The following is a 12,548-nucleotide window of genomic DNA, read 5'->3' on the forward strand; positions in this document are numbered from 1 at the left end:
TCAAATAACACTGGGAATGGGGTGTTTTTTCTGTCCTGTTTTCCCCCTGATCAGGAGATTTTGAGACTATAAACGGGAAAAAGCGCGTTGTTAAAGAAAAAGTAAGAAAAAAGTGTCGATTTATGGGACATATCCTTCCGGCATTTGTTGAAACCCTGTATTTTTTATGGTAAAATGCATATTATATGACAATTTTGCTCAAAGACGGGAACGTGAGGCAGTGTGAGAAAAAGTGCGAAAGAGAAAGGAGCATACTATGATGGAAAACGTGCTTTTACAGGAGAACAGCAGGGAAGGTTTTACCTGGAAATCTCTGGGGAACATTAAAAAGGGAAGGGGAGCCCTGGGAGAGGAAATGCCGGTATTGGTATACCGCCTGATGCAGTACACCCTTTTGGAGGTTTTAACCAAGGCCCACGGCAAGGATCAGGGAAATGAATATTTTCGGGAGGCCGGATATCTGGCCGGCTTGGAGTTTGCAAAAAATGTTCTGGATTTAAAAGCTGATTTTGGCACCTTTGTGGCAAACCTTCAAAAGAAGCTTCGCGAACTGAAAATCGGAATTCTCCGCATGGAGTTTTTTGACGAGGCTTCGGGAGAAATTGTGCTGACCGTAGGCGAGGACTTGGACTGCAGCGGACTCCCCATCACAGGAGAGACCGTATGCTATTATGACGAAGGATTTATTTCAGGAATTTTGGAGGCGTATACAGGGAAAAAATATTACGTGCGTGAGATTGATTGCTGGGCAAACGGCGATAGAGTATGCAGGTTCCGCGGAGAACTTCGATAGAGAGAACAGTTTTATGCCGCAGGGACAAAAGGGGAGGAAATGTGTTATGGAGACCGTTGCCAGAATTTTGCTGACTTATTTAAGCAATGTAGTATATGATCCTGAAAGTGCTGTTCTGGATTTAAATGAGCTTCCTGAAGAATTTCAGGAGTTTGGGAGAGGACTGATGTACTTTTCCAAATGTGTGTTGGAAACTACGGAATTGGCCAGTGCCCTTTCAAAGGGCTGCCTGGATGTGAATCTGCCTCCGGCAAGCAATGAACTGGCTTCACCTGTCAAGAACCTTCATGCAGCCTTAAAGCATCTGACATGGCAGACCCAGCGGGTAGCCCGCGGAGATTACCAGCAGCGGGTGGACTTTATGGGAGACTTTTCCGATGCGTTTAATTCCATGACAGAGCTGTTGGAGCAGCAGCGCTTTGCCCTGTTGAGGGAAATTGAAAGCAGGCAGAGGGAAATACATATGCTGGCGCGGAACAAGAGCTTATATGAACTGCTGGTAGGAAAGATCGCACAGTGGATCGTCGTGACGGATGCGGATACGGCAGAATGGCTGTTTGTCAGCCATGAGATGGACAGCACCTTGACGGGCATTCATTCCGACCAGAGGCTGCGCCAGTGGATGAAAAGGCAGGCTGAAGAGATGAAAGGAAAAGAAGAGCCCCGTGTGACGGAGCTGGAGTTTTCCGAAGAGGATGGAGGCCAGTACTATTCCGTGTCCATTCATCCCATGCGCTGGCATAAGCGCAACGCCCTTGCATTTGTGATTTCCGATGTCACCAGAGAGAGGGAGAGGCTGAACAATTTACAGAATATTGCCAATTACGATACCTTGACCCAGGTATACAACAGGCATTACTGCATGGAATTACTGGATCAGTGGCTCGACGAGGGACAGGCATTTCTCTTGTGCTTCATAGATATAGACAATTTAAAGCACGTCAACGACCAGTTCGGACACATAGAGGGGGACAATTATATCATAAGAGTCTCCAGCGTTTTGCAGGAGTTTTCACCTGAGGTGATCACATGCCGGATCGGAGGAGATGAATTCGTACTTCTGGTACAAAACTGGACTGCCAGGGCGGCCCAGGAGAGGATGGAAGATATCCGGGGCCGTTTGAATGTGGCAAACAGGGAATCAGGGATGTCCTTTGAATACAGCATAAGCTATGGCGTGATTGAAGTGGCAGAGGATAACCTCTTATCTGCAGTCGACCTGCTCAATGCTGCTGATGAAAAAATGTATGAATATAAGAGGGCGTATAAAAAGCGGCTCACAGAGAAATCATGATGCTGCTTTACCCCCCGCCCTCTGCCTGATTTGGGAGCTGGATCATAGTCATATGGTTTGGCTTTTTTATTTTTTCCATATTTTTCCCGCTATTCAAAGAAAAACCAGCATGTTATACTTGAAAAAATAATTGAGAGAAAAAGGAAAATGAAATGAAAAAGAAAATAGTGAAAACGACAATTCTGCTGGTTTCTGTTTTTCTGCTGATCATCTGCACCGGCCTTCCAAGGCAGGAAGCCTTTGCGTCAAATCCTTCCGAGGATATCCCGCCGGGAAAAGTCGTTGGCTACTACGGTGCATGGGCTGCATATTCCGGCTATAAACCGGATCAGATCGATGCAGGCAAGCTGACTCATATTAATTACGCCTTTGCCAATATAGGCCCGGACTTAAAAATCACCCTGGGATATCCCGACATAGACCCTGAGAACATAAGGCTCTTAAACTCTTTAAAACAGAAAAACCCCGATTTAAAGACCCTGATTGCCGTAGGCGGCTGGACCTGGTCCGGCAGGTTTTCCGATGCTGCGCTGACTGAGGAATCCAGAACCGCATTTGCGGATAGCTGCGTTGAGTTCATCACAAAATACGGGTTTGACGGGGTGGACCTCGATTGGGAATATCCCGTAAGCGGAGGTCTGGCATCCAATGGCAGGAGGCCGGAGGATAAGCAGAACTTCACGCTGCTGCTTAAAAAGCTGCGGGAAAAGCTGGATGAAAGAGGAACGTCAGATAACAGGCACTACCTTCTGACCATTGCAGGGGGAGCTGACAGCTCTCAGATCAATAATCTGGAGCTGCCTCAACTGGCTCAGTACTTAGACTATATAAACATCATGACTTACGACCTTCACGGAACCTGGGATTCCAGGACAGACCTTCTGGCCCCCCTTTATGACAATAACGATCCATCTCCCCAGTACAAAATCAGCGTGGACAAGGTCGTGAATTCCTGGCTGGACAAGTCCGTTCCTGCAGAAAAGCTGGTCATGGGCATTCCGTTTTACGGATACTTATATTCCTCTGTCAGCCATTCAAACAATGGGATGTATCAGACCTTTGGCGGCGCCAATTCCATCAGCTACCGGGACATAAAAGCCAACTATCTGGGGAAAACCGGTTATACGAATTACGTTCACGCCCAGTCCAAGGTACCCTGGATGTTCAATGGCACCATATTTATCAGCTACGAAGACCCTCAGTCCATCGCCCTTAAGACCGCATACATAAAATCCAAGAAATTGGGCGGCGCCATGATCTGGGAGCTGAGCCAGGATTCCGATGGAGAGCTTCTCAATGCAATGCACAATGGAATGAAATAAAATATCAATATAAAAAAGGCTGCCTGGAGATTTAATCCGGCAGCCCTTTTTAAAGGGTTATATCACTCTTTTTCCGCTTTTTCGCCCTTAAAGATATGGGCAAAGGCCAGCAGCACGAGATAAATGCCGCTTAATACAGCGATATGTAAAGCTGTTTTTATGAATAAGGGAGTTTCCTGAAACGGATCTGCTTTGGAAAACACTGCAAAGTAAATGCCTATGGAAAGCAGCATTAAGAAAGCCGGCTTTACCACCATATCCCAGGCATTCCACACGAAATCCACCTTTTTTCGCAGTGAAAGAACGTGCATCAGGGCAAGAAGCACCTCGCTGATTAACGCCCCCACCAGATAAGCCAGAATTCCAAACCTCGGAATGCCAAAGAAGACAAAGCTTAAGCGGACCATCAAAGCGACGGTGTTCTGCACAAAGGTGACTGAGGTGCGCCCCAGACCGTTTAAAATGCTTCCCAGGGTGGTGACCAGATAAAGAAAGGGACAAAGCCAGGCTAAAACAGTCATATACGTTCCGGCTGTCTTATCCTTAAATACGCTGACACCCAGGTCGTTGCCGAATAAAGTGAAGATGCCAATGCAGAGGATTCCCACATACAGGCAGTACCGAAGGCACATGGAAATGGCTGCCCCGATCCTCCTTTCATTTCCTTCTGACTGGGCCTTTGCTACAGTCGGAAGCAAGAGCACTGCCAGAGAATTGAAAATGGTGGATGGGAACAGAATAAAGGGCAGAGCCATTCCGGTCAGGACGCCGTATACGGAAAATGCCCCCGAATCAGAGAGTCCCGACATTTTCAGCCTGCTGGGAATTAAAATGGCTTCCGTACTTGCCAGAACATTTAACACCAGCCGGTTTCCCATAAGAGGAAGGGCAAGCTGCATCAGATCAGGAGCGGTTTCCCGGAAAGAAGCCGCAGTTTCCGTAATGCCCTGAGGAATCTTAGGCGGGAAAAACCGGTGGGCAATGACCGTATAAAGGGAAGAAGCGATCTCTCCGATCAGATGCCCCATAACTGCCAGATGAACCGTGATTTCAATACCCGATTCGATCATAATATCAGCAATTAAAAATACAGCTCCAATTCTTATGATCTGCTCTGTCACCTGAGCTGCTGCCGGAACTTTAGGACGCTGCATTCCGTAATAATATCCATTGATACAGGCGTGAATGGCTGCACAGGGAACGGATACGGCGATAAAGGTTAAAAGGCCCTCGCAGCGGGGCTCCATCAGGATGCTGGCAGCGATGAAGGTTTTAAACTGGATGATGACATACGCCAGAACCGTGGAAATAGCCAGCGAAATAATAAGGCCGGTCCTGAAAATGGAACGGCCCTTTTTTACATTGGCTGCTACTGACTGGGATATGGCAGTTTGGATGGACCCGGCACATAAGGCAAAGCAGACGCCGAATACCGGATGAAGCAGATTGAAAACTCCCAGCCCTTCGGCGCCGATGGTACGGGAAAGAAAGATGCGGTAAAAAAACCCCAGTATCCGGGTGATGAGCCCGGATGAGGTTAAGAGAAGAGTGCCGGTTAAAAGGGCATATTTTCTTTCAGAAAGTTGTTGGGGAAACTTCAGGGAACCATTCATGAAATCTCCTGAAAATGAGAATTATTATAAATATATGGAGCGGCGGGAGTCTTCATGACAAATTCCCGGCCAGGAGCCGGCTGCATACCATAATAATATCCATTTAACAGGTATGAAATGTATTTTTTTCTGACATATTTATAATGAGAATCATTCCTATTGAAATTCTAGGAAATATGTGTATAATAGAAATTGTAGATGAAGCTTTTAACTTTAGGACTACAGAAAGGCGGAACTAACAAATTATGAAGCAACTGATTTATCTTGACAACGCTGCGACTACCAAGACGCGGCCTGAAGTCGTGGAGGCCATGCTGCCGTATTTCACGGAATTTTACGGAAACCCATCATCAGTATATGAGTTTTCCGGCAAGTCTAAAAAGGCTGTTACAGAGGCCAGAGAGACCATTGCCAATGCTTTAGGAGCAAAATCCAATGAGGTCTATTTCACAGCAGGAGGTTCGGAAGCCGATAACTGGGCGCTGATTGCCACTGCCGAAGCCTATTCAGGAAAAGGAAAACACATCATCACCAGTAAAATTGAGCATCATGCCGTGCTTCATACGTGTGAATACTTAGAAAAACACGGTTTTGAGGTAACTTATTTAAATGTTGATGAAAATGGAGTTGTAAAGCTGGAAGAGCTGAAAAAAGCCATCCGCCCTGACACCATCCTCATTTCCATCATGTTTGCCAACAACGAGATCGGAACCATTCAGCCGATCAGGGAAATCGGCGAAATCGCAAAAGAACACAAAATCATCTTCCACACTGACGCGGTTCAGGCTTTCGGCCATGTGCCCATCAACGTGGATGAATACCATATTGATATGTTAAGTGCCAGCGGCCATAAGATCAACGGTCCTAAAGGCATTGGATTTCTTTATATCCGTACAGGAATCAAATCCCGTTCCTTCATTCACGGAGGCGGACAGGAGAGAAAGCGCCGGGCAGGCACGGAAAATGTACCTGGAATCGTCGGCTTTGGAAAAGCTGTAGAGCTGGCAGTGGCCGGCATGGATGAAAGAATCCGCAAGGAAACGGAACTGAGAAACTATCTGATGGAACGGGTCATGGATGAGGTTCCTTATACAAGGATCAACGGCCACAGAAAAAACAGGCTGTCCAACAACGTCAGCTTTGCTTTCCAGTTTATCGAGGGAGAATCTCTTCTCATCATGCTGGATATGAAAGGCATCTGCGGTTCCAGCGGTTCCGCCTGCACCTCCGGCTCCTTAGACCCATCCCATGTAATGCTTGCCATCGGCCTTCCTCATGAGATTGCCCATGGTTCTTTGCGTTTGACTCTTGATGAAGAAAATACAAAGGAAGAAATGGACTACGTGGTGGAATCCATTAAGGAAATCGTGGCAAAGCTGCGCAGCATGTCACCCCTTTACGAAGATTTTATCCGTCATCAGGCGAAATAAAGAGATACAGTCAAACCAATATCCGGCAATGGGCCGGATACATTACCTGGAAAGAGAGTTGATAGATTATGTATACAGAAAAAGTAATGGATCATTTTGAACACCCCAGAAATGTGGGAGAGATAGAGAACCCCAGCGGCCTTGGAACCGTAGGAAATGCCAAGTGCGGCGATATTATGAGAATATATCTGGATATCGATGAAAACCAGATCATCCGCGACGTCAAATTCAAGACATTTGGCTGCGGAGCAGCAGTAGCTACCAGCAGTATGGCGACAGAACTGGTAAAGGGAAAATCCATTCAGGAGGCCATGGAAGTGACCAATCAGGCCGTTTGTGAAGCCCTTGACGGACTTCCTCCTGTAAAGGTTCACTGTTCCCTGCTGGCAGAAGAAGCCATTCACGCCGCTTTATGGGACTACGCCAATAAAAACGGACTGGAGATTCAGGGATTAAAGAAGCCAAAGTCCGATATCGGCGAGGAAGAAGTGGAAGAAGAATATTAAGGTGCGAAGCTATGAGCAAAGCAAAAGTAGTTGTGGGAATGTCGGGAGGCGTGGACTCTTCTGTGGCAGCGTGGCTGTTAAAGGAACAAGGGTATGAGGTCATCGGCGTTACCATGCAGATATGGCAGGATGAGGATTCCGGGACCCAGGAAGAAAACGGAGGCTGCTGCGGTTTAAGTGCCGTGGATGATGCCAGACGGGTGGCCTGGGACCTGGGAATCCCCTATTATGTCATGAATTTTAAAGAGGAATTTAAGTCCCAGGTCATTGACTATTTCGTAGGGGAATACCAGAGAGGGCGCACGCCCAATCCCTGTATTGCCTGCAACCGCTATGTCAAATGGGAATCTTTGTTAAAGCGCAGTCTGGACATCGGAGCGGATTACATTGCTACCGGCCACTATGCCCAGATTGAACAGCTTCCAAACGGAAGGTACGCTTTGAAAAAGTCCGTGACAGCAGCCAAGGACCAGACTTACGCCCTCTATAACTTAACCCAGCATCAGTTGTCACACACTCTGATGCCTGTAGGCGCGTATTCCAAGGACCAGATCCGTGAAATTGCGGACAAGATCAACTTGCAGGTTGCCCATAAGCCGGACAGCCAGGAAATCTGTTTCATTCCTGACAACGATTACGCCGGATTTATTGAGGAAAATGCAGGGGAAAAGGCTCCGGAGGGAAATTTCGTGGATTTGGATGGCCAGATCATCGGCCGCCACAAGGGAATTACCCATTACACCGTAGGCCAGAGAAAGGGTCTGAACCTTTCCATGGGCCGCCCTGTCTTTGTGGTGGAGATACGCCCTGAGACCAATGAGGTGGTCATTGGAAACGGAGATGACGTTTACTCCGATACCCTTCGTGCCGGTCATTTAAACTGGATGGCAATTGACGGACTCCATGGCGGAGAAATGCGCGTATCCGCAAAGATCCGCTACAGCCACAAGGGAGCCATGTGCACTATACGGGAAATCGAAGACGGTCTGGTGGAATGCAAGTTTGATGAGCCTCAGCGGGCTATCACGCCGGGACAGGCAGTTGTTTTTTATACGGGGAATTTGCCCGAATGGCAAAGAGAGGACTCCTTAGGGGGTCAGGATGACTACGTTGTGGGCGGAGGTACAATACTTTGATTGATGTGAGGAAAAGAATAGGCTGGGTACTCCTGGCCGCAGTTCTTTTGTGTGCGGCAGTTCTTTCAGGCTGCGGCAGGAAATATGAAGCGGCAGAAGTGCCGGCCATAGAGGAAGCCTCAGGCGGCTTAAGTGCGGCAGAGGGAGAGGAAGTGCCTCCCGTGACCATTGAGGCGGAAACCAGCACCCATGAAGCCGTTGTCACAACAGAGACGGCTCCTGCATTTACGGCAGTGGATGAGACTGTTTACGTGACCGGTTCTTCCGTGAATGTGAGAAAGTCCCCGGCCGGAACAGGCGAGGTCCTGGCAAAGCTTAACAAAGGAGAGACCTTGAAGCGGACCGGATACAGCGATGCCTGGAGCAGGGTCGTTTATGGAGACAGGGAATCCTATATTTCCTCCCAGTACGTTTCAAAGGACAAACCGGCAGAGGAGCCAAAGGCGTCTGCTACCGGCAAGATCATCGCCATTGATGCAGGCCATCAGGCCAAGGGAAACTCAGAAAAAGAGCCCATCGGCCCAGGAGCTTCGGAGCAGAAGGCAAAAGTATCCTCAGGAACCCAGGGAGTTGCCACAGGCCTTCCGGAATACAAACTCAATCTGGCTGTTTCTTTAAAGCTGAAGCAGGAACTGATCAACCGTGGCTATCAGGTCTATATGATCCGGGAAACCCATGATGTGAACATCAGCAATGCGGAGCGGGCGGACATGGCCAATCAGAGCGGAGCCGATATCTTTGTCCGGGTACACGCCAATTCCTTAAATGACAGCAGCATCCAAGGTGTGCTGACCATGTGCCAGACCTCGAAAAACCCTTACAACGGAGAACTTTACAGCAAGAGCAGCGCCCTTTCCAAAGCAGTGACAGACGCAATCAGCAGCCAGACCGGCTTTAAAAACCGGGGAGTTCAGGAAACGGATTCCATGAGCGGCATCAACTGGTGCAAAATTCCGGTGACCATTGTGGAAATGGGCTTTATGAGCAATGCGGAAGAAGACAAAAAGATGGCAACCGAAGAATATCAGGATAAGATAGCCAGGGGAATTGCCGACGGCATTGACGCATATTATCAGAACTAAACAGAAGAACCAATCAGGCAGAAGAGCAGGAGATTCCTGCTCTTTTTTTGCGTACAGGAGAAACCGTATCAAAGCCCTGTTTTTGCAAAAAATCCTTCATCCGGATGGCCCATATCCACACATTTCCCTCGTGGTCCGTTTGAATCAATGATGTCTATAAAATAATTTAACCTGGCTAATAATGCAGAAAAGAACTATAATAAACTTACCGAAAAACTGTATAAGAGAACAAACGGATATACCCCTTAAATAAAAGAGAAAGGCTGGAGTGCAAATGATTGATTTGAGAAGTGATACGCTTACGTTACCGGATCAGGAGATGCTGAAAACGATTCTTGGAGCGAAATTAGGCGATGATGGCAGAACTCACGGGCTGCAAAGAGGCGAAGACCTCACTGTAAATGAATTAGAGGACCTGGCAGCACAAATGACCGGCAAGGAGGCAGGGGTCTTATTCCCAACGGGAACCCTTGGCAACACGGCTGCTGTTCTGGCTTACTGCCAGCCGGGAGACAAAGTGCTGGTGGATGAGCAGCAGCATCTTTATATCAGCGAAAAGGTGTTGTTTGACCCCGGTTTCGGCCAATTGCAGCCGGTGAGCTACCGGCATGATGAAAATGGTTTTCCTGTACTGGAAGATATAGAGGCAGCCTTAAAAGGCGGCGGCATCCGGCTGGTATGCATTGAAAATACGCATAATTTTACCGGCGGGGCCTGCATTCCTCTTGAGAACATGAAAGAAATTTACGATTTGGCACACCAATATCAAGTGCCGGTGCATATGGATGGGGCAAGGATGTTTAATGCGGCAGTCGCTCTGAACGTATCAGCCGGGGAGATGTGCCGTTATGTCGACTCGGTCATGTTTTGTGTCTCCAAAGGCCTGGGTGCTCCCGTTGGCTCTCTGGTGTGCTCAAATCAGGAATTTACTTTGAAGGTGCGTGAAAAGAGAAAGCTGCTGGGCGGTGTTATGCGGCAGGCAGGAATTATTGCAGCCCCCGGTCTCTATGCAATGAAGAACCATATCGAGCGCCTGCAAGAGGACCACGATCATGCAAAATGTACAGCCGAACTGATTCAGGGCTTAAAACACACCCATATGGTTGGGCAGGCTGTAACCAACATCCTGGTGCTGGATGTCAATGATCTGGGACTGACACCTGAGGAATACTGCCAGAAGGCAGAAGAAAAGGGCCTGCTCATCAAGCCGGTGCTGTCTGATAAGGTGCGGCTGGTCTTCTACAAAGGGATCACAAAAGAGGATGCCATAGAAGCAGCCCGGATTATACGCAGTCTGGATAATGAGTAAATACATAACAAAATGCAAGAATCATGGGGTATTGAAACGTATTATGTGATAACTTTTTTTGTTGCCGGGGCAACGGGTCTGGAATTGGGATTTCTTTCATACAATGAATAAAATATACATAATTGTGAATAAAAATAAAAACATGAAATTCACAAAAACAGCAATAAATAGGGATATATACCTCAGGTGGATGAAACAATATTTTATTTTTATTCATAAAAATTATGATAAACACCTATTGACATTGAAAAAGTGATGTGTTAAAATGCATAACAATCTAAAAAATTTTTATTGTCAAAGAAGACAGCACAACGTTTGTGCTGTCTTTTTTTAAAAAAGGCAATCGAAAGTTTTATTGTCAAAGGAGACAGTACAATATTTGTGCTGTCTTTTTTTTAGAAGAAAAGGAGGACTCTATTATGAGAAAAATGGGCAAAAACGTGGTAGCTTTGGCAATGGCAGTGGTTTTTGTATTGAGTGGATGCGCAGGTGCAGGCAAAGCATCATCTTCGGCAGACAGCACAGCAGCCGGAACGAGCGGTGGAACGGAAGCGGCAGTCGATCCCGCGGCAAGCTATAAGGAATCCCTGCAGATCGCAGTGACCCAGCAGGCGCCGTCCCTGGACTTACATAAAAACAGTTCTTTGATTTCCAGGCAGATGTGTGATGGAACCGTCTGGGAGAAGCTGGTGACATTGAACAGCAATGCAGAGGCAGTACCGGAGCTCTGTGAGAGCTTTGACGTCAGCGATGACGGAACGACTATCGTTTTTACCCTGAGAGAGGGAGTCAAGTTCCATGATGGAAGCATCATGACCGCAGATGATGTGGTGGTTTCCATGAACCGCTGGATCGAAGGATTCAGTTCAGCGGCAGCCATGGTGGGTGATGCGAGATTTGAAAAGGTTGATGATAAAACCGTACAGATCGTTGGCAGCAGCCCCCTGATTTTACTTCCCGCCATGATCGCCGGATCAGCACAGCCGGCAGCCATCACAACGGCAGCAGCGTGTGGGAATGAAGATGATAACGGTTATCTGAAAGATTATATTGGAACCGGTCCTTATAAATTTGTAGAGTGGAAACAGGATCAATACGTGAAATTTGAACGCTTTGACGACTACTGCGCTTACGGAACAGAGGGTCAGCCCATGGACGGCTGGAGCGGATACAAAGGGGCACCTTCCAAGGTTTTGCAGTACAACATCGTTCCCGATCAGGCAACGGCAACCGCAGGACTGGAAGCAGGACAGTATGATGTGATGTTTAATGTACAGGATGAGGATTATGCAAGACTGGAGAGCAATCCCGATCTGGTCACCAGCAAAGACCAGTCCGGCTCCGTGGCCTTTATCTTTAACCACAAGTCAGGAATCGCTTCCAACCAGTATTTCCGTAACGCCGTAAATACAGCCATTGACTGTGATGCAGTTTTGATGGCAGCTTACGGTTCAGCATATGAGCTGGGCTCCGGCTATATGGACGCCGGTCAGGTATTCTGGCAATCCGATGCCGGAAGTGAGTTATACAACCAGAAGAACCCTGAAAAAGCAAAACAAATCCTTGCAGAAGGCGGCTACAAAGGAGAAACATTTAAGATTTTAGTGGCTTCCTTAAACCGTATGGATTCCATGGCAATTGTCATGAAATCAGAGCTTGAAGCAATCGGAATCCCGGTTGAACTGAGTATCGTGGATTGGGCAACACTGATTGATTACAGAAAAGACCCGGCTAACTTCGATATGTACATCACCAGCTTTGCAGAGGTTCCCGTACCTTCCTTAAAGCTTTACTTTGGAAAAGATTATCCAGGCTGGTCAGATGATGCGAAACTGACGGAACTGTTTAACAACATGACATCTGCAACCAATCTCGATGACGCTAAAAAAGCGTGGGATGAACTGCAGGGTTATTCCTGGGAGTACCTGCCGATCATCTGTCCCGGACACTATATGGGCATGTTTGCATGGAAAAAGGACGTGAGCAATATCAACATGTTCAGCGGCGGCCCGAAATTCTGGAATGCAGCAATCCCGGAATAAATGCACCGCAAGCAGTAAATA

General features: G+C 47.5%; 10 protein-coding genes. 9 read left to right on the top strand and 1 reads right to left on the bottom strand.

Going from position 1 to position 12,548, the window contains the following annotated elements:
• Nucleotides 1–256 precede the first annotated feature (256 nt).
• The 3 genes from QM657_RS10865 to QM657_RS10875 all read left to right on the top strand — a co-directional run bounded on the left by QM657_RS10865 (nucleotide 257) and on the right by QM657_RS10875 (nucleotide 3,409).
• Entirely contained in the window at nucleotides 257–793 is a 537-nt protein-coding gene (locus QM657_RS10865) for a V4R domain-containing protein (protein WP_415066666.1), read from the top strand.
• 46 nt (nucleotides 794–839) lie between these two features.
• The gene (locus tag QM657_RS10870; protein ID WP_415066667.1) at nucleotides 840–2,087 is read left to right on the top strand and encodes a diguanylate cyclase domain-containing protein; all 1,248 of its coding nucleotides are present in this window, start codon (nucleotides 840–842) and stop codon (nucleotides 2,085–2,087) included.
• Nucleotides 2,088–2,239: 152 nt separating this feature from the next.
• On the top strand, nucleotides 2,240–3,409 hold the full coding sequence (locus QM657_RS10875; RefSeq protein ID WP_415066668.1) for a glycoside hydrolase family 18 protein: 1,170 nt from the start codon (nucleotides 2,240–2,242) through the stop codon (nucleotides 3,407–3,409).
• A gap of 62 nt (nucleotides 3,410–3,471) precedes the next feature.
• Here the strand turns inward: QM657_RS10875 and QM657_RS10880 are convergent, their stop codons facing one another.
• Nucleotides 3,472–5,022, bottom strand: coding sequence for an oligosaccharide flippase family protein (locus tag QM657_RS10880; RefSeq protein WP_415066669.1), 1,551 nt, complete (start codon nucleotides 5,020–5,022; stop codon nucleotides 3,472–3,474).
• A 245-nt stretch (nucleotides 5,023–5,267) separates the two neighbouring features.
• On the opposite strand from QM657_RS10880, the gene nifS reads away from it, so the two are divergent.
• The 6 genes from nifS to QM657_RS10910 all read left to right on the top strand — a co-directional run bounded on the left by nifS (nucleotide 5,268) and on the right by QM657_RS10910 (nucleotide 12,527).
• Nucleotides 5,268–6,452: a cysteine desulfurase NifS gene (gene nifS, locus QM657_RS10885; protein WP_415066670.1), complete on the top strand. Its 1,185-nt coding sequence runs from the start codon at nucleotides 5,268–5,270 to the stop codon at nucleotides 6,450–6,452.
• Nucleotides 6,453–6,520: 68 nt separating this feature from the next.
• Nucleotides 6,521–6,958, top strand: a complete 438-nt coding sequence (gene nifU / locus QM657_RS10890) for a Fe-S cluster assembly scaffold protein NifU (RefSeq protein ID WP_415066671.1) — start codon at nucleotides 6,521–6,523, stop codon at nucleotides 6,956–6,958.
• 11 nt (nucleotides 6,959–6,969) lie between these two features.
• On the top strand, nucleotides 6,970–8,094 hold the full coding sequence (mnmA, locus tag QM657_RS10895) for a tRNA 2-thiouridine(34) synthase MnmA (protein ID WP_415066672.1): 1,125 nt from the start codon (nucleotides 6,970–6,972) through the stop codon (nucleotides 8,092–8,094).
• Between the two features lie 5 nt (nucleotides 8,095–8,099).
• Nucleotides 8,100–9,176, top strand: coding sequence for an N-acetylmuramoyl-L-alanine amidase (locus QM657_RS10900; RefSeq protein ID WP_415066713.1), 1,077 nt, complete (start codon nucleotides 8,100–8,102; stop codon nucleotides 9,174–9,176).
• 274 nt (nucleotides 9,177–9,450) lie between these two features.
• The gene (locus tag QM657_RS10905; RefSeq protein ID WP_415066673.1) at nucleotides 9,451–10,485 is read left to right on the top strand and encodes a threonine aldolase family protein; all 1,035 of its coding nucleotides are present in this window, start codon (nucleotides 9,451–9,453) and stop codon (nucleotides 10,483–10,485) included.
• Nucleotides 10,486–10,904: 419 nt separating this feature from the next.
• Complete coding sequence (locus tag QM657_RS10910) at nucleotides 10,905–12,527, top strand: ABC transporter substrate-binding protein (RefSeq protein ID WP_415066675.1); 1,623 nt, start codon at nucleotides 10,905–10,907, stop codon at nucleotides 12,525–12,527.
• Nucleotides 12,528–12,548 lie beyond the last annotated feature (21 nt).

It is taken from the genome of Lacrimispora sp., from assembly GCF_047605665.1.
GTDB lineage: Bacteria > Bacillota > Clostridia > Lachnospirales > Lachnospiraceae > Lacrimispora.